Annotated in this window: 19 protein-coding genes; 1 reads left to right on the forward strand and 18 read right to left on the reverse strand. The window is 49.9% G+C overall.

From position 1 onward, the window contains the following. Window positions 1-14: 14 nt before the first annotated feature. Genes lgt through IPK84_01910 form a run of 3 tightly spaced genes read right to left on the reverse strand, consistent with a single transcriptional unit; the run spans window position 15 to window position 3,055 of the window. Window positions 15-860 carry a prolipoprotein diacylglyceryl transferase gene (gene lgt / locus IPK84_01900; GenBank protein ID QQS16089.1) on the reverse strand — a complete coding sequence of 282 codons (846 nt, stop codon included), beginning with the start codon at window positions 858-860 and terminating at the stop codon, window positions 15-17. Beyond that, window positions 857-1,933 (reverse strand): AI-2E family transporter, encoded by a 1,077-nt coding sequence (locus IPK84_01905; protein QQS16090.1) that lies wholly within the window; start codon window positions 1,931-1,933, stop codon window positions 857-859. Before IPK84_01905 ends, lgt begins: the two co-directional genes overlap by 4 nt. A 30-nt stretch (window positions 1,934-1,963) precedes the next feature. Further along, entirely contained in the window at window positions 1,964-3,055 is a 1,092-nt protein-coding gene (locus tag IPK84_01910) for an A/G-specific adenine glycosylase (protein ID QQS16091.1), read from the reverse strand. Between the two features lie 50 nt (window positions 3,056-3,105). Here IPK84_01910 and IPK84_01915 point away from each other — a divergent pair, with 50 nt between their 5' ends. Continuing rightward, a complete protein-coding gene (locus tag IPK84_01915; protein QQS16092.1) occupies window positions 3,106-4,062 on the forward strand; it encodes a GGDEF domain-containing protein in 957 nt (318 codons plus the stop codon). Window positions 4,063-4,080: 18 nt separating this feature from the next. On the opposite strand, the gene mnmA is transcribed toward IPK84_01915, so the two are convergent. From mnmA to IPK84_01990, 15 genes are all read right to left on the reverse strand, one after another. After that, on the reverse strand, window positions 4,081-5,148 hold the full coding sequence (mnmA, locus tag IPK84_01920; protein ID QQS16093.1) for a tRNA 2-thiouridine(34) synthase MnmA: 1,068 nt from the start codon (window positions 5,146-5,148) through the stop codon (window positions 4,081-4,083). A 14-nt stretch (window positions 5,149-5,162) separates the two neighbouring features. Further along, window positions 5,163-6,497: a sodium:proton antiporter NhaD gene (gene nhaD, locus IPK84_01925; GenBank protein QQS16094.1), complete on the reverse strand. Its 1,335-nt coding sequence runs from the start codon at window positions 6,495-6,497 to the stop codon at window positions 5,163-5,165. A gap of 139 nt (window positions 6,498-6,636) precedes the next feature. Continuing rightward, window positions 6,637-6,828 carry a hypothetical protein gene (locus tag IPK84_01930; GenBank protein QQS16095.1) on the reverse strand — a complete coding sequence of 64 codons (192 nt, stop codon included), beginning with the start codon at window positions 6,826-6,828 and terminating at the stop codon, window positions 6,637-6,639. A 28-nt stretch (window positions 6,829-6,856) separates the two neighbouring features. Continuing rightward, a protein-coding gene (locus tag IPK84_01935) for an IS5 family transposase (GenBank protein ID QQS16096.1) occupies window positions 6,857-7,640 on the reverse strand; the annotation gives its coding sequence in 2 pieces (ribosomal slippage) (window positions 6,857-7,375 and window positions 7,377-7,640; 783 coding nt in all). A gap of 27 nt (window positions 7,641-7,667) precedes the next feature. Beyond that, on the reverse strand, window positions 7,668-7,988 hold the full coding sequence (locus IPK84_01940; GenBank protein QQS16097.1) for a TilS substrate-binding domain-containing protein: 321 nt from the start codon (window positions 7,986-7,988) through the stop codon (window positions 7,668-7,670). A 440-nt stretch (window positions 7,989-8,428) separates the two neighbouring features. After that, window positions 8,429-8,782, reverse strand: a complete 354-nt coding sequence (locus IPK84_01945) for a hypothetical protein (protein ID QQS16098.1) — start codon at window positions 8,780-8,782, stop codon at window positions 8,429-8,431. Window positions 8,783-8,932: 150 nt separating this feature from the next. Beyond that, complete coding sequence (locus IPK84_01950) at window positions 8,933-10,207, reverse strand: YeaH/YhbH family protein (GenBank protein ID QQS16099.1); 1,275 nt, start codon at window positions 10,205-10,207, stop codon at window positions 8,933-8,935. A 308-nt stretch (window positions 10,208-10,515) separates the two neighbouring features. Beyond that, window positions 10,516-11,790, reverse strand: coding sequence for a DEAD/DEAH box helicase (locus tag IPK84_01955; protein QQS16100.1), 1,275 nt, complete (start codon window positions 11,788-11,790; stop codon window positions 10,516-10,518). 434 nt (window positions 11,791-12,224) lie between these two features. Next, complete coding sequence (gene obgE, locus IPK84_01960) at window positions 12,225-13,250, reverse strand: GTPase ObgE (protein ID QQS16101.1); 1,026 nt, start codon at window positions 13,248-13,250, stop codon at window positions 12,225-12,227. A gap of 208 nt (window positions 13,251-13,458) precedes the next feature. Then, complete coding sequence (locus IPK84_01965; protein QQS16102.1) at window positions 13,459-13,878, reverse strand: hypothetical protein; 420 nt, start codon at window positions 13,876-13,878, stop codon at window positions 13,459-13,461. 89 nt (window positions 13,879-13,967) lie between these two features. Beyond that, complete coding sequence (locus IPK84_01970) at window positions 13,968-14,966, reverse strand: hypothetical protein (protein ID QQS16103.1); 999 nt, start codon at window positions 14,964-14,966, stop codon at window positions 13,968-13,970. 229 nt (window positions 14,967-15,195) lie between these two features. Next, complete coding sequence (locus IPK84_01975; protein ID QQS16104.1) at window positions 15,196-16,218, reverse strand: hypothetical protein; 1,023 nt, start codon at window positions 16,216-16,218, stop codon at window positions 15,196-15,198. A 128-nt stretch (window positions 16,219-16,346) separates the two neighbouring features. After that, the gene (locus tag IPK84_01980) at window positions 16,347-16,808 is read right to left on the reverse strand and encodes a prepilin-type N-terminal cleavage/methylation domain-containing protein (GenBank protein ID QQS16105.1); all 462 of its coding nucleotides are present in this window, start codon (window positions 16,806-16,808) and stop codon (window positions 16,347-16,349) included. Window positions 16,809-16,981: 173 nt separating this feature from the next. After that, entirely contained in the window at window positions 16,982-17,467 is a 486-nt protein-coding gene (locus tag IPK84_01985) for a type II secretion system protein (GenBank protein ID QQS16106.1), read from the reverse strand. Window positions 17,468-17,486: 19 nt separating this feature from the next. After that, a complete protein-coding gene (locus IPK84_01990; protein QQS16107.1) occupies window positions 17,487-18,977 on the reverse strand; it encodes a LytR C-terminal domain-containing protein in 1,491 nt (496 codons plus the stop codon). Window positions 18,978-19,026: the final 49 nt, after the last annotated feature.

Consider the following 19,026-nt stretch of genomic DNA (forward strand, 5'->3'; position numbering starts at 1 on the left):
CACAAATAAAGGAGTTACTCTGCACGAGGGAGTATAGCATTTTCCCGATTTTTTATCCAAAAGAGAAGTGTTGCCGACAAAATCATAACCAGCAGAGATAAAAGTTGCCCCAGGGTAAAATCATAAAGCACGAACCCGATTTGCGGGTCCGGCAAACGAAAGTACTCAAGCAAGAACCGAATCCCACCATAGAGAGCCAGTGCCCATACCAAGAGCTGCCCCGGAAACCGATTTCGTTTTGCCAATAAGAAAAGTGCAAGCCACAGCACCAAACCCTCCCCGACCGCTTCATAAAGCTGTGATGGGTGATGAAGAAGCATGTCGTCTGCGGAGGGAAATACCATGCCCCATGGCAAGGTCGTCACCCGACCGAAGAGCTCTCCGGCAAGAAAGTTCCCAATGCGGCCAAAAAAAATTGCCAAAGGAAGAGACTGCGCAATATGGTCCAACAACTTCCACACAGGCTTCTGATATCGCCAAGAAAAAAGAAAAGCGGCGAATACTATACCCAACATCCCTCCGTGAGCACTCATGCCGGCAACACCGGTCCATACGCCGGTCCTCGCATCGAACGGAGATATCAAAGAGAGAGGATGTTCAGCAAAAAAAGCAGGATTGTAGAACAAGGCGTAGCCGAAGCGAGCACCGACTACCGCACCCACAAGAAGAAAAAGCGAGAAATCCAAGAACGTATCCGGAGAAAACATCAAAGCACGATCTCGAGACAATCCTCGCCAAAGAACAGAAAGCGAAATCACTGCCCCACACAGAAATGCGACCCCATACCAAGAGACAGAAAAGCCACCGACAGAAAAAAGAGTCGGGTCAATACGTTCCGGAAGAGACTGCCACCACATCATGACGCCAAACCGCCCTGATTATAGGTATCGAGATCAGCTTTAAATTCCCGCACGTATATCCTCGTCAATGCCAAAAAGAACGAGACAAGCAACGGCCCGATCAAAAGCCCGACAATACCGAAAAGCGCGATACCGCCAAGCGTCGAGAAGAACACAAGGAGTGGATGAATCTGCGTATCTCGCCCTACCAGCTTCGGACGAACTACATTATCTACCGTCGAAATGATGCTCATACCGAAAACAAGGAGAAAAATCCCCTGCCACACATCCCCCGAGAAAAAAAGCCACAGCCCCATCGGAAGCCAGACAATGCCAGATCCAACCGCCGGAATAAGTGAGAAGAATCCCATAGCCGCCCCCCAAATAGCCGGCGACGAAACCCCGGCAACCGCGACACCGATGCCACCGATAACTCCCTGCAAAAGAGCAATGCTGATAGACCCCTTAATCACCGCTCGACTCATAGAAGAAAAATCACGCATAAGCTCCTCGTCGTCCCTATCCGAAAGAGGACTCATGCGCTTCATGAGTCGGATCACTCGGTCGCCGTCAATGAGAAAATAGAAGAGCGCGAAGAACAGGGCGAATATCCACAAAACGAGTCCCGCAACACTCCCGTAGAGCGCCTGCAAAAACGATATGAGCGCGCCGCCCTTACCAACAACATTCCCCAACAAGTCCGCGATACGAATGTTCTTCTCTGACAAAAACTCGCCGACAACCGGCAACCGAGACAACCAAAGTTGTATCAACTCAGACACCTCTCCAAGAGAATGAGTCCCCGATGAAAGAGTCGTGAGAGCACTGGTCGCCTCACCAATCACAAGCGTCGCCAATACAAAAATGGGAATAATCACCAAAAACGCTACAAGAAGCAAAACACTGCCGGCACTCAACCCCTTTCGCCCACCGAAGACACGCAAAAAAGACTGGTATCTCCCATAGAACAATGTCGCAAGAACCGCCGCAACCAGCATGGATGTCAAAAAAGGCTGCATCACAAAAAATACCGCCGCACCCGTCAGAAAAAAAACAAAGAAAAAGAAAATCGTATTGAAATGTGGAATTCGCATAGCGTCATCAGTATAACACAGTGTCTTTAATCATGTCGCAGAGATATCCGTCCTTGAGAACTCGGTGAAATCATGATTCCCGGAAAGAATCTGCACATTGACCCGAAGTGTCGGCACACGCGAAATAACAACCTTATCGTGGGGAGGGCGAACTGCCACCTCCAATCCATACCGCTCCCGAAACCACTGCTTGATGCCTGCTCGCGTATTGTGCGCCGCATCCAATACAAACGGCCGATACGAAGTCTTGAGCGATGAGAAGTATTTTTGATGATTTTCATGAAGAGTCGCCTCGACTCGCGCATTCTTCCAGTCAGATCGCAGTCGCTCTTTGACTGGTTTCTCGGTCTCTCCTGTTCCTAGCTCTTGCTTCCCGCCTTCCCTAAAATACCGACACCTCTCTCGGAGTGGACACGCCGAACACTTCGGCCTTCCCAAACACGTCGCACTTCCAAAATCCATCAGAGCCGCATTCAGCGTCTTCGTTCGCACAGAGAACACACGTCCAATCGCTTCCGGAGCGCTTATTCTGATATTTCTTTCATTCAAAACACTGCGTTTCTCAAGCTTCTTGACTTTCCGGTTCCTTGATCTCGAATTGCCGATCGTAAATCTCCATTCATCCGCCCTCTTCGTCCCGAAAAAAAATCGCCCAATGACTCGACGAAGATTCGTGTCCCAGGCTATTTGCTCCTCGCCGTACGCAAAACTCGAAATCGCTGCTGCCGTGTAAGAACCAATGCCTGGAAGTTTCTGCAAAACACCGATATCATTCGGGAATTTCCCATCATACTCGTCGACGACCATTTTCGCCGTCCGCAGCATGTTTCGCCCGCGCGCATAATAGCCAAGTCCGGCATAATACGGCAGAAATTCTTCCCATGATGCTCGAGCTAAGCTCTGAACTGTCGGGAATTGCTTCAGAAACTTTTCATAGTACCCAATGACACGCGACACCTGCGTCTGCTGGAGCATTATTTCAGACACCCATACTTCATACGCCGAAATTCCCTCCCGTCGCCACGGTAAATGCTCCCGCCCGGCCTTCTCAAAAAAGTCCAACAAGACGGATTCGAAGAAACTTATTTTTTCCGAAGAAATCTTCGTAGGTAAAACTTTCATAAATGTGAGGAATATTCTATCATAAAGCCATATTTCTTTCGAACGTCATTATGGAGAGTTTTGAAAATTCAATCGATTCAGTTCCGCCAGAAAAATATTCCCGCTCCGAAAGAAACATCGAACGGAAACGAGAAAGCTTCGTTCAAGAGATAGAGGAAAAAGCTAAGACGCTCGGCATGTCACCCGAAGAATACCTAGCAGCCTATGCAAAAAATGAAAAAAATTCTCGAGAACGAGTAGGCAAGGAGAATACCAACGCCGCGAAGAAATTATTCGAACTCGGAAGCGCAACCAGTGCAGAGATAAACAATACATTGCACGACAAGACAGGTCTTCAGATCGAACTCGAGCACCAAAGAGAACTCGCAACCCAAGATCCGTTGACCGGACTTCTCAATCGCCGCGGCTTCGATGGAGCTCTCAGTGATCTCAACTCAGCTATTCAAAAATACAACAAACACTCCCAAGTTGGCGCCGAACGACGACGCGATCGACACAGCAAAGAACCTCAGCCGTATTGTCTCCTCACTATCGACATAGATAAATTTAAGTTCGTGAACGATACGAAAGGTCATGAAGCCGGAGATATATTGCTTCAAAAAATAGCTCAAATTTTTCGAGAGAACACTCGCCCACATGAAAGCACTCTCGGTCGAATTGGAGGAGATGAATTCAGTATCTCTCTCGCGATGGATATAGATGCCGCTTGCAAAGTCGCTGAACGCATTCGACAAGCTATCGAACAGGCGTTTCTCATTGCTGAAGAAAACACATCTCTCGTTACCGCAAGCATCGGCGTCGCTCCCTATGTTCCCAATATCCAAAGTCACGAGAGAAATGCAGATATGGCAGTCTACGCGGCAAAAGGCGAGTGGAGCTCCATCGACACTGCTACAGATCTCGACGGTCCGATTGACGTGCAAATGGACAAGGCCGCTAAAGGCAGAAACCGAGTATGTATCTTCAATAACAACACTCTTTCCGAATACCAAGCAGAAAAACATTAGAGCTCATCTCAAGATAATTTAGATAATCACTCCCCCACCTAAGCACGTTTTGCCGTCATAGAATACTGCGAATTGTCCGGGTGCAATGCCAGGTTGCGATTCATCGAGATATACACGCCACCCATTATTGCGAAGCAAGCGAATACGACATGGGTATCGCGATTCCCCATGGCGGATTTTCGCTTCAAAAGCTCTTCCTTGCGGTACCGCTCCGGCAATCCAATTCATGTTTTCGATATCAAATGTCTTCCGCGATCCTTCCGCGCCGCGCCAGGCATTGGAAACGAACACTTCATTCTTCGCCGCATCCTTCCCCACCACAAACCACGGGCCGCCGGAGAGCTTAATGCCCTTGCGCTGTCCGATCGTAAAATACCAAAAGCCATCGTGCTCGCCGACCTTTCTCCCGGTTTCGTATTCGAGAAGATCACCGCGCTTCGTTCCAAGGTAGTGCCGCAAAAATTCATCAAAGCGCACCTTCCCCAAAAAGCAGATGCCCTGACTGTCTTTTCGATTCGCATTCGGCAAACCGAATTCTTGCGCCAATTCCCGCACGCGTTCCTTTTGATATCCGCCAATTGGGAAAAGCGCACGTGATACCTGCTCTTGGGAGAGCTGCGAAAGAAAATATGTTTGATCTTTCACTGGATCCGGAGAACAAAGAAGATTCGCCCTTCCCCGAGCAAACACGGTCTGCGCATAGTGTCCCGTCGCAATGAAGTCGAACTCTTTACCAAGGGCATCATAGAATGCGCCGAATTTCACCCGGCGATTGCAGAGCATATCAGGATTTGGTGTCCGCCCCCGATTCACCTCATCCAACACATACGATACCACTCGCTCCCAATATTCCTTCTGGAGTGGCACAACCGTGAGCGGCACACCAAGCTTTTCACACACCGCGCGCACATAGTGCAAATCCTCCTCCCACGGACATTCCCCCAAGAATGACACCTCATCCTCAAGCCAAATCTTCAGATAAAACGCCCGAACATCATGCCCGGCACGTTTCAGAAGCGCCAAAGCAACGGAGCTATCCACCCCACCCGAAACCAACACCGCAATTTTCTGCTTCTTTATAAACATCACATCACCTCTTTCTACCCAAACATCGCGTATTCGGCGCACCAGACAGCGATGCCGGCGATATAACCGAAAAGTGCCGGAACAAATGCTTTGTCGAAATAATTTCGAAACGAGAGATCTTTGATCATGCCCATAGCGACAACACCCGCCGCCGACCCGATCACCAGAAGTGATCCGCCCGTTCCCGCCGTAAGCGCGAGCAATACCCATATTGCCGGGTGATGACTCGCCACGATATCGATCGCGGCGGCGGTCAATGGGATATTATCAACGACCGAGGAAAGAATGCCGAGCGATGTATTCCCAGCAACAAGCCGCCACGTCTCCGGATTCGGTCCGAATATCGCCGCGGAAATATCAGCGAGCACTCCCAAATGCCGGAGCGCACCCACGGCCAAAAGAATACCGACGAAAAAGAGAATACTCGCGTAGTCGACACTCTTCAAAAGCCGCTCGATATCGGCGGCAAGGTGCGTCTTCGGATGCCTCGCAATTCGAGCAAAAAACGCAATGGCGATACCGGTTGTCCCAAGTCCCAAGAGAAGCCCCATATACGGAGGAAGTCCGAAGAAATGCGACACAAGTGGCAAAGAGAAGGATGAAAGTGCAATCGTCACAATGATTCGCTCCGACCGCGTCAGATGGAACGATTCCTGACCGGATTCCTCGCTATCAGCCGTATCGTGCGCAATCCGCTTCGAAAGAAACCAGACACTCACGAGCATAATCGCGAGAGACGGCAGAAAACCCCAAGCTAAGATATTCCCCGCCGAGAACTTCCCGGCGAGCCAGAGCATAATCGTCGTAATATCGCCGATCGGAGAAAACGCGCCGCCCGCATTGGCGGCAATCACGATAGCGGCTGCAACGACCAAAAGGTTATTACCCCGAAAGAATCGCCGAGCTATCTGCACCATCACAATAGTCGTCGTCAGATTGTCGATAATCGCGGAGAGAAAAAATGCTACCGACGCCAAAAGCCAAATCTGCCCGGAATCCGTCAAATGAAATCGTTGAATTTTCGTCCGAACAAAATCAAAAAATCGATAATGAATGAGAATCTCAACGAGCGTCATCGCCGCCAAGAGAAAGGCGACCAATTCAAACACCTCACGCCCAATCTCGCCCAGCACTACGTCCAAGTCGTGCTCGCCGGAAAAAACAGCGATAAGCGCCCAAAGCGATGCACCCAGGAAAAGCGCCGTATGCGTCTTATGCACATGCCACCGATGTTCCATAACAATCGCCGCATATCCAAAGACAAAAACCGCACCGACAAAAAAGACCAACATAAAAGAGGAAAGAAAAAAATAAAATGACTCCGCCGAAGCGCAACCGAATCCCAGCATACCCCGACTGCATAGTTTTGACAATATCCGCTGAATTTTTCTACAAAAATCAAAAAAACCGGCTTGTGCCGGTTCTTTTTATTGATATTTCAGAGACAACAGTTTTCAGCAAACAGCGAATCCGCTCAAAGAAATCCGCTTATTGCGAATCCGATTCACTTTCGGAATCAGATCCCGAATCGGTCCCAAATGCCGCTTTCAAATCAGCTCGAGCCTGCTCAAGCGCCAGCTTGAAATCCGAGAGCGCCGTTGCAAAAGCCACCTTTTTTGTCTCAGCGAGCGTCTTTATCTGTTCGCCGACTGTGTCCGCATCTTTCCGCTCACTCTCCATAGAAGTTCGAGCCGCTTTGAGAACCTGTTTACAATCTTTTCAACAACAATCGAGCAAAACTTAAAACCATCATCTGTAAGCTCGAATCCAGTGTCCGTTCGCAATTCTTCCAGAGCCTTCGGCATTTCTCCAGCCAGGAGAAGCTTCTCTCGACCACCCAGCGCTGAGGAAGAACGGCAAACGTATGCAATTCGTTTCGTTTAGCTACTCCCACTTCCGCACCGATACATGCTTTGATCGCTTTGGCGAAGTTTTCTCCGGTATAACTACCATCAGTCAAGAGTTTCTCCACCCGTGAAAGGTGTTTTTTGTTTGCCTTGACGGCTTGGATAGCTCCATTTCGATCAGTGACGTTAGCAGTGGTTACCGTGAACGCATGCGGCAATCCGTTGGTGTCAACGAGAATATGTCGCTTGATACCGGAAACTTTTTTTCCTGCATCATAACCTTTTTCTCGAGCCGTATCTGTATTCTTGACACTTTGAGCATCAACGATGCAGAAACTGGTTTTGCATTGTTTGCCATTTTTCATACGTTCTTGTTCGACCAATTTTTTTTAAGACTTGCTCAAGCATACTCTCTGTCTGTTTGTTTTTTCGTTCCTTCCAGACAAGGAAGTGTCGATAGACACTCTGCCATTTTGGATAATCCTTGGGAAGTGCCCTCCATTGGCAACCCGTGACCAGAATGTAGAGCAGAGCGTTGAATACGTCATAGGAATCAAGTGTCTTTGGTTTGGTTCTCTTCCTGGTTGATTCGAGAAATGGTCTGATGTGTTCGAATTGTTCTCGGGTTATGTCGCTTGGATACATGGTTCTTTTGGTTTGAGGATTATGTCCTCAGTGTACCAGAAGATTGTAAACAGGTTCTGAGACTCGCCCGCAGCGTCTCGCGGACCATCGCCGGGTCGACCCCTGATTCGCAATCACTCTTTGCTGTCGCAAAGGCGGCATCAACAGCCACTTTGAAAGTAGCCAGACTCGAATCAACCGTCGTCTTCTTACTGCCGATAGCCGCATCAACCCCGGCGCGGAACGCTTCAATAGCCGCATCGACTGCTTGTTGCCGATTGGAAACTGCCGTTTCCACAGCCGCCTTAAATGCGGCAACCGCTGCCTGTTTCTCCGCATCATCCCCCGCTTGTTCAAGCAACTTCGCATACATCTCCTCGCGCTTCGTGTCGCGCTCATTTCGATTCGTCTCAAGCGTTGAGTCGCGCTCATCGCGGTTCTCATCAAAAATATTCCGACGCGTCGATTTTCGTTCCAATATTCCTTTCTGGGCATCATTCAGGCGCACGCTTAATCTCTCATTCCGTTCGATCATAGCTGCGCATGTGTTCTGCTGGCGATCCAGCATATTCTCTTCTCGATTCGCTTTCCGATCCCCGGCATTTCCATCCATAAAAGCGCGCTTCTGTATGCTATCGTTCTCAACCTGTGTCTTCCGCTCCGTCGCAAGATCGTGCGCTCGCACCCAGGGAGCTCGCTTCCCTCCACCATCTGTACTCCCGTCAGCATTTTCATCGGCGCGTACCGAAACAATGCCCAAAGAGAACACGATCGCACAGACGGCGAATCCGATCGCTCCAAACGAAAATTTAGCGTTGCGTGTCATCATAAGCATTGGTTATAGCATCAATGGTTTGCACATTTTCCTTTGCTGCATTCGTTTCACCATCAGCTTCGTTATCGAGCGCCGATGTATCAGAATCATTCTTCAAAATATCATCGACCACAGCATCCGGAGTCCCGGGAGTCACATCGGAATCCTGCATTATCTCTCCCCTCATAGCAGAATCGCCTGGTGCGGACGGTGGCTCAGGAGGCATCATCGTCGGCGCTCCATTCATCGGGACGACCCGCTGACCGGAAAACTGCCGATAAATAAACGCAAATGCTACAACCAAAAAACCGACACCGATAGCAACGGCAATTTTTTGTTTTTCTGTCATAAAGACATCAACTCAAAGAGTTAACAATATTTCTATTGTATCACGATATTTCAAGAAAGAAAAAACGGTTTACACTCGATGGCTTTCACCGAGAATGTAAACCGCACTAGAAAATATCGGGACACAATTATCCCGAGGACTCCTCTTCATTCAATGCATTCTCCGCTGAAACAGATCTCGAAATACCGGATAAATATCGGCAGGACTGTCAATCTGCCGCATCGCGAAATTCGGATGTTGTTCTTTCACTTCCTCGTATGCCTCCCAGAGAGTCTGATGGCGATCCGGCGTTATTTCAATATACGCGTAGTAGCGTACAAACGGTACGATTTCCTTGAGGAGGATATCTCTGCAATGAGGCGAGTCATGATTCCAATTGTCGCCATCCGATGCTTGCGCTACATAGATATTCCAACTACCCGCCGGATAGCGATCCGACATGATTTCGCACATCAATTCAAGCGCGCTGGATACAACTGTGCCACCTGTCTCCCTCTCATGGAAGAAAGTGTGTTCATCAACTTCCTTTGCTACCGCATGATGGCGAATAAAAACCACATCGATTTTTTCATAGTTCCTCTTCAAGAAAAGATGGAGCAAAATAAAGAATCGCTTCGCCAAGTCCTTTCGTGCCGCATCCATCGACCCAGACACATCCATGATACAAAACATCACCGCCTGTGAAGATGGTTGTGGCTGCTTCACCCTGTTAGTGTAACGCAGATCGAACGTATCGATAAACGGCACAGCCCGAAGCCTGGCTTGCTCGCGAGAAAGCTCCTTCAGGAGAGCCTGAACGAGAGAAGAACTCTCCGGTACGCCGTTTTCGCGAAAACATTCGAGAACCTCTTCGATTTCCGCGATGCGTCGCTTGTGCGGATTGCCAAGCGCCATGCGTCGAGCCATCGCGCCTCGAAGAGATCGGACAATATCGATATTCGACGGATTCCCCGCACTGCTAAACCCGGCGCGAACCGATTTGAACTCCGTCAGTTTGGCAAGCTGTGTCCGGACAAGGTTGGGCAACTCCAAATCCTCAAAGAACAGATCCAGAAACTCCTCCCGCGACAGCTCAAAAACAAAATCATCTTCGCCCACACCTTGATCACTTGCCGATCCGCTACCGGACCCGTTGCCACCACCCCCACCCTTCGGGCGCGCCATCCTGTCCCCCGGTACAAACTCTTTGTTGCCCGGGCGGATCACCTCGCGTCTTCCGCCAGGACCGTGCCTAAATTGCGGCTCGGACAAATCGCGAGCAGGAATGTTCACCTTTTCGCCATTGTCAACATTGGTAATACTCCGACCTCCCAGGGCTTTAGTCACTGCCTTCTTGATCTGAGTCTTGAATCGCCGAATGAATCGCTGTCGATTCACCGTGCTCTTGTTCTTCCCATCCAACCGCCGATCGATAAGTTGCGCCATCTCACACCTCCGCACTTCTCAATTTTTTAAAAAACTCCCCGCCGCCTCATATGCGACCGGGTTCTCTTTTCGCATTCCGTTTACCACTCCTCTTACTATTCCCTTTTTCACAAAGAGATCTGCCAACCAAACTGCGCCAACCTTGCCTCCATAGAAGCTTCATCGGAGAAACAGATCTGCGCGGTATGCTTTTCTCTCTGTACGATACTTTTGTATCACATTTTATAATAAAACACAAGGACTGCCACTATAAGTAGTGGCAGTCCCGAACAAATACAGAAGAATAATGCTGGAAAGCCAAGAGATCCCTACCGGCGTCTTCGCCCGGAAGATGCGAATGACCGCGACGACGAACCGCGAGAGTCGACTTCGGTACTGTCAACAAAAGTAAAAGCGTGACCGATTTTCGAGCCGCGACCGGTTCGGCCGATGCGATGGATATAGTCTTCGTACGTCATCGGAAGATCGTAGTTGATCACATGCGTGACGCCATCAATATCGAGTCCACGAGCCGCAACATCGGTCGCCACCAAAATACGAACATGGTCGTCACGAAACTTTGCAAGTGAGCGCTCTCGCTGTCCTTGCGACAAATCACCATGAATCGCCCCCGTCTTGAACCCGCGATCAAAAAGCGTCCGAGCAAGTTTTTCCGCGCCATGTTTCGTCTTGCTGAATACGAGCACTTTCCGAAACGTTTCCTGGAGGAGCATCTCATGAAGCCGCTCGATTTTCTCTTCGCGACCATTCACATGTACGACATCCTGATTGACATTCTCCGACGTCGCGCGCGATTTGACAAACACCGTCACCGGATTGGTAAGAAATGATTTGGCAATCTCGCGGACACCCGCTTCCATCGTCGCCGAGAAAAAGAGTGACTGCCGCTCTTTCTTCACGAGTGACAAAATATGCTTGATATCCCGCACAAATCCCATATCAAGCATACGGTCGACCTCGTCGAGCACGATATTGTTCACGCCTGATATGTCGAGAAGCCGCCGTTCGATCAAATCCTTGATACGACCCGGCGTCCCGATAATAAAGTTTGGACGCGCACGCAGATCGCGCACCTGCGAGTGCATGTGCGCCCCGCCGATCACAACCGCAGACCGAAGTCCTGATCCCTTGGAAAACGCGAGAAATTCCACCTGAATCTGGAGCGCGAGCTCGCGTGTTGGGACGAGAATAAGCGCAAATTCATACTTCGACGCATGGAATATTTTATTGATAAGTGGAATAAGAAATGCCGCTGTCTTTCCCGTTCCGGTATTCGCGATACCAATCACATCACGCCCGGAAAGAACAAATGGTATCGCCGAATCCTGAATCGGCGTCGGATTTTCAAAATTCCGATCGGCAATTATTTTCTTCAATTTCTCATGTATGGAAAAATCCGAAAACGAATGTTCCGGCTGAAAGGTTTCCGTCTCCGCAGAGACAACGGCCTTTTTTACAAATTGTGAAATATCAAAATTTCTCTCAAGCGACGATTTCCCTCGACCGCCCTTTTTGGTCACGCGTTTCGGCGCGCTCCACTTCGGTCGCGAAGTATGCGATCGAAAACTTCTCTCCTGAAACATAGGCAAACTCTCTAATAAATTATGTCCCGTTTTGCGCACGCTTCATTTCGAAAAACGAAGCGTGCCAAACAAAAACGGAATCCTCCGAAAAGGATCCCTCGAACATACGAACAGAGAGCGCCGTTTCAGATGATGATGTGTAGCCTCGCTGCACTTTTCTTCCCTTGCGCGACGTCGTTCAAATATGACGCCTGTGTCTTTCAGTGGGAAATTGATTTCCCAAGACTCTGCACAGCGAGAAACATGCTGCGAGGAAACTTCTTTTGGACCAGACTCGAAAACCCTTCCGAGAAAAAAGCTTCTACCGTATTCGAAACCGACATACCGGACCTTATCGCATCCCAAAAATACTACTGACGGATCGAAAGGAAAAGAATGCCGGAAAACCGAATAGGCACTACAACGCCCAATAATAGCAGATTATGTACATGACGTCAAGACCCGAGCTCGATAGCTTCAGACAATGGCTTATCTGAAGCTTTATCAGAAGATTGACCAGAAAATTCTCGCGCGATCTCAGCAATCGTCTCTCGCATAAGAAGAAGACTCTGATCATCAAGTATAGAGAGCGTAAGCACTTTCGAATTCTTCCGCGAAAGCGCTTTTGCAACCTTCGCCACCAACTCGGGAATTCGCTCATCGGCGCGCGACACCACTATCCACTCCGGCTTCTCAAGAAGCTTCGGATTGTACCGTTTGAGTTCCCGGCGAATATTCATGTAGTCCGTCACCGGCGTCTTGCTATCCGCTGCAACAAGGTGGAACAACACCCTCGTCCGCTCGATATGCTGCAAAAACTTGTGCCCCAAACCCTTCCCTTTCGAAGCACCCTCAATGAGCCCCGGAATGTCTGCGATGATCGTGTCAAAATACACCCCGAGATGCGGTTCAAGCGTCGTAAACCGGTAATTCCCCACCTTGCTCGACGCATCAGTAAGCGCATTGAGAAGGCTCGACTTTCCCACATTGGGATACCCGATAAGCCCGATATCAGCTATCATTTTGAGCTCCAAACGGAGCGTCACCGATTCTCCGGGCAGCCCCGGATTCGCTCGATTCGGCGTCGTATTCCGACTCGACCGAAAATGGAAGTTTCCAAATCCGCCGTTTCCGCCACGCGCCACCAACACTTTCTGCCCGGGAAACACAATGTCATAGTCTTTGCCCTGTGCCACATCATGTGCCACCGTCCCTACCGGCACACGCACTATCTTGTCGGCACCATCGGCACCGGTCCGCATGTTCTGCTCGCCATTGCCGCCATTTCCCGCACGCGCGCTCTTCACCGATCGAAACTGGCGAAGCGCGCCCAGATCCGACACACCCAACAGAAAGACGCTTCCACCGCGCCCGCCATTCCCGCCGGTCGGACCCTCATTCATCATGGTCCGCGTGAACCGCACCACGCCGTCCCCACCCTTCCCAGCGGAAACCTCAAGAGTAACATCATCGATAAGCATAGACCGCTATCCTAGCACGGAAATTGTCAGAAGACAAGGATAACTTCCCTATTTTTTGACGCTTATTTGTTGTTTCATCGAACTCAAACAGGCTGTGCTACAGTTTCATTTAACCAAAACTTTATAATAAAAACCCCGCGATCACCTCTCGGTAACCGCGGGTCACAGTCAAATGCCTACACGTTTTTTCATTCGGATGAAGGAATGTTCACTCCCCGTCTTCCTCTTCCGGCGATTCTACAACAGCTGTCGAATAGACACCTGTAACGCCTCGGCGAATGCGCGGCCACAACAGGCAAGTGGCAACGCCAACTGCCGCGAGTAGATACCACACGCAGAGCGATATCCATTGATTCGAAAACAAAACATCCGCTTGATAGTAGTAGAGGTTATACAACAGAAGCCCCATACAGATAAGCACGACCCCTGTAACCACTACGCGAGTGCTAATGTACACGAAGTACAAGACGGCGCACCAGACAGCGAGAAACACGGCTATGATAATCCATCCAATCGGATTCTTCGCAAGATCGATTACTTGAGTCGCGAACGAATACCCGGACGGGTTATACGTCAAAAAAAACAGGATGTATACCAGAATAACGGTAACAGCAAATCGTGTTTTCATGAGATACTCTCCAAAAGAATGAGAAAGAGAACGGCTCGAATCCAAAAGGGAAACGAGCCGTCAAAACAACACTATTACCTAACCAGCACTCACTTGGTGAGGGACGATAAGCGCTCCTTTGCGCCACTCGCCAATGATTTCGCTCGCGTTACCAGCGCATCGGTCCCCTGCCCGATCTTGGTTGATGCTGCATTGATAAGGCCTTGCATCCAGTCCGCCGGAGGCATGAGGGCAACTTCTTCAGTTGCAGCAACCTTTTTGATTGCCGCCGCCAATGTCCTCTGCTGCGCCGGATCCTGGATCAAGCGCGGATCACGAGCAACTACGCCAACCGGAACCGTGACCGTCTCAATCGACTTGGCAGATCCGCCAAAGCCCCACATCCTGGCATTCCCCACCATAACCGGCTTTACGGCGAACTTCTCGCCAAACAGCATCTGGGAAAAGTCCGGATCGATGACGCCCATGATAACCAACCCGGCATCATTGATAGCCCTGAAGGTGGCATTATCTGGATTCGGATACTGCACCAAGAAGCCGATTTTCACCCTCCCGCTTTCCACGGCAGAGACCAGCTCCGCGCGATCCTTGAAAACGGTTACATCGGCATCTTTGAGCGATGACCCTTGCACACTCTGCAACGAGCGGAAGAGTGCCGCATCACCCGATTTCTCCCCCGGCAGACCAATGGAAACCAGAAAGGCATTCTCCTTCACACCCACCCAGCTGCCGACGGCCGCCGCGATTTCCGGCTTCATAAAAACCAGAACGGCTTCGCCGGCAACATACCGAATCACATTGACTTTGCCGGGATTATTATCGGCGAGAGCGGCGGCGACATCACCCTTCATCAGAGCGATGTCCAGCGTTCCCGCCAGCAGACGTTCGCCGTTATCGACGGTGCCACCGGTTTCTTCCGGAGTACAGCTAAACAAGGTGCCGAGAGTCGAGCAAATCGACCCGGCAATGTTGATGTATTCCCCTGTCTTACTCCCCCCGCCCACGTGAATAGTAGGCGCTGCAAAGACTGGGAATGAAGAGATGACCAGCAGCAAACACAAAAACCGAAAGACTGCCTTAATTTTCATGAGACACCTCTCAAATATTGTTAATGTCCTGAAATATGCGCCATGGACTTTTCCATAGACGATCGCTTCCCTGTGTTCAAGAGAACACCGCGATGTTGGAACCCTAGCATAAGACTAAATAACTGTCAAGTACGACAGACAAAACGTTATTGAGTTCATCTTCAATCGGTGCCTATTGCCACTTTCTATAGTTTCATGCAGTAAATCACATTTCGTTATAAATTACTCTCTACCTCCACCCCTGCCCGACAATGCGCCAGACGATTTGTTCTTGTTGGACATTTACGACGCCGCCGGGAGTTTGTTGCGGGACGAGCTGCTGGAGTTTTTTGAATGCCAGAGAAATTCCGAAAGCGGCGCTTTTCTCGCGTGACTCGACAAAGGCAATGTTGTAGTCGCGCTGATTCTCGCTCCGCCCATCTATTTCCATTTCCGGATTCCACGGCTCGGTAAGATGCATATCGGCAGCATAGGACTCATAGAGCCGAGAGAGCCTCTCGGAAAGTTCCGACGCAGCATCAACAATCGTCGAGACGCTGAGATCCTCGCGCGCTTCTTTTCTCCCGATATAGTACTGATGCGAATAGAGTTTCTCCGTAAAGTGTTCGATAATGCTCGCAATCTTTTCTTTCGACATCGGGTGCGCGTGACTCTTGAGCAGTCGCTCGGCAAGCACCTTGATGAGATTGTGCGTCCGATTCACATTGCCCAAGGCAAGCGGATGAATTGAGGGCGTCGCCTCCATGAATTTCATGAAGATATCCGCGAGTTTCTCGTCGCTCTTTACGCCAAATTTGTTCTTTGCAAGGTCAAAGTAGCTCATCACTTCTTCAACCGAAATCTGGATGCGTCCGTCCGGATTCTTGGGATCGGCGGGATTGAAAAAGTTCGATGTCGACGGATCGATCGGCGAAAGCTCGCTCATATCACTCATGACAATCTCATCCGCGCCGAGCGCAATCATCGTCGCCGCAGAGTGCGCTTTGTACGGCACAAGCACGCCGAATTCATCGCAGTATTCGCGTATCATCGAGACGAGCCGCCACGGCACCATCGTGTCGCCGCCGGCGCTATAGAGCACGAGATCGATGCGCTTGACCTTTCCGATCGCGCGCAGTTGTTTGCTGACAATCGGAATGATATCCATCGCCACCCGCGCATTGACCGGCCCCTGTCGATCACTCGTCACATATGCCACAACACGTGACCCTCGCAACATCTCTATCTCCTCGAAAATTTTTGAACGTTCCATATATATCTCGTGAATAAAAGAAATAGTCCTCGCAGTATACCGCGGAAGAAACCGCGAAACAAGACAAAAAGACAAGAGCGATACCCTAAAAGTACCGCTCTTGTTAATCGCTCTTTCCAAGTAAACGTTTACCGGCTCGTCATCACAGTGACACCGCCTTCGGCATTGCAGGCGCGAACGGTCACCATATTGTTAGAGTCTTTAACAATGGAATAGCCCGTGAGTGCCGCTGTACCGTTCGGATCGGTCGGAATGCTCTTCAGATAGCTCCCAAGTGCCGTCGAGAGATCGACGCAGTTGGTTGCACCCGCAACATTGCAGCCTCCGGTTGAAATAGCACATCCGGTTGTTGCTGTCCCGATTTGCATCTCCGTCGAAGTAATCGCCGCGGGGAAGATTCCCTTAGAATCGTTCACATACGTATGCACCGCTGAGAGAATATTTTGGATATCCGTCGTACGACGTGCATTTCGCGTATCTTGGAATCGCTTCGCCGGATCAAGCGCAACGAATACCACTACCGCGAGCACCGCGAGCAAACCGATCACCAAGAGAATTTCCATGAGCGTAAACCCTTTCTGCTGCCTCATATATTTTTCATTTATATGATTTAAACACTATCCATATTGCACATAAAATCCTTGCCACACACTGGCGAAGCAAGAGAATTACAAGATGATGCTATTATCTCACCATATCGTTTTTGTTTTTAACGGATAGATATAGAAACACTTTCCAGTATATCACATTTCTCAGAGTCGCCTCAGCGCGAAACGGAAATATTCGTCCCCCCTTCTGCACTACAGGCCTTTACAGTTACGATGCCATTCGTATCAACCACCACGGAATACCGCGTCAGCGCCACTGTTCCGCCATTCGGATCTTTTGGAATCGTTTTCAGATATTTGGCAAGTGTTGAAGAAAAATCAATGCAATCGGTATTGCCGGCAACCGCACATCCCCCTGTTGAGAGAGCACACCCCGGCCCCGTACCAAGTTGTTTCTCCGTTGTCGAGAGACCCGCAGGCATCGTCCCCTGGTTGTCCACTATGGAGGTCTGGATTGCCGAAAGAATCGACTGCACATCGGTCGCACGCTTCGCATCTCGCACATCTCGGAAGCGTTTTGCCGGGTCGAGCGCCACCAAAACAACGGTTGCCAATACAGCAATCATCCCGATAACCAAAAGAATCTCAAGCAGCGTAAACCCTCGAGCAGATTGCGTCGGTTTTCTCAGGAGATGCTCCATATTTCGGAAAGAGACGGATTTACAACGAGTTCGAACTGTCTGCTCCAAGTACGAGAATCACATCTTCATTGGAATCGTCCGGCATATCTCGACGGCGTTCAAGTGAAAAATTCAACCCGGCATTCGCCAAGAGTTCATCGAGAAATTCATCTGGCACGGATTCTTTCGCACGAACAAACGAGACAGCGAAGCGCGACAACGCCGTACGAACCCCGGATATCACAAAGTCTTCTTCGGAAAGATCCTGTCCAAGATTCGATGCCGCCCCGGGAACACCGCTCCCATTTTCAATAGCTACACGAAAACTCCCATGAGTTATCTCCTCCGCATCCTCCAATGGCAAATCCCCACCAGACAAAGAAGCTGTATCATCACCTTCCTTATCGACCGGAGGAGCATCTTCTATCAGAGGAGCTTCTGATTGTGGAAGAGGCGCCGAATCGAGTACTCCCGATGGCATTTCTTGCCGATTCCGCAGCATCACTGCAATAGCCCCGCCTCCTGCGAGGACAACCGCTACGAAAGCCACGGCAAGCACTTTGGTACGATTTGAGACGAGCGAATGAGATCGATCAGCCCCGGACGATCGACCGGCGGACACATGTTCATCAAGCTTGTGCAAACCGAATCGCTCAGATGTTTCCGACTCAGCATTGGCAGATTCTTTCTCATCATCCGGCGAATTTTCCTCCGCAATACTCAACTCGACGGAAAGAACTTCCGAATCCCTTCCGGATATATCTTTCTTCGATGCAAGTCCGATCAAAGCATTCTTATCGGAGAATTCTATTGAAAACCCGGATTGTTCCGCTCGCGCCCGATCGAAATCTATTAAATCATTTTCCGTACAAGAACCAACAAAGATGATCTTCGAGGGAGAAAAATTGAACCGATCCTTCATAAACCGCCCGACCGTTTCCACTGTCTCAAATGTCAGTCCCTGAAGAGAAGTGGCACTCGAAAGCACAATGCCTTTCATCACACCGGCCACAAAGAAAAATCCGCTCTTGTATACCAAGAGTATCGGCTCTTCCCGATCCGAAAACAGCCTAGCCACTGCGCATGACTCCGGCAATGAGACCGGTATGCGAAAGCCCGCCTCACGAAGCGCTGGTATCACCACGCGGGCAAACGACGCCACCAATGACACAACCTGCACCGGACGCCCGAGCGATGAATCAGGCAACAAAATTTCCTGGTAATCCCAGGCGCTCTCGGCGAGATTTTCCGGAATAAATTTCCCCGCAAGGTCTCGAACCGCGAGGCGCTCCCTCTCCGAAGAGGAGTAGGTTTCTCCCTGTGGCAAAAAAAGTGTCGCGACATAGGAAAACTGCTCACCAACCAAAAGCCGCACCGTGCGACCGACTGCCGCTCGAGCCGTTCCCAAAACGGAACCGATATTTTCCGTTGTCCACGAGAGATTCACCAGCTCTGTCACTTTTTCACCCTGAATCGAAAAGCCTCGAACAGCATTCGGGGTTATAAAAAGAATTCCTTTGGTATCAAACATAGGACGACAAACCTTGTACCTTTCAGTATACACCCTTCCGCGTACGAAA

This window comes from Candidatus Moraniibacteriota bacterium (assembly GCA_016699875.1).
GTDB lineage: Bacteria > Patescibacteriota > Minisyncoccia > Moranbacterales > UBA1568.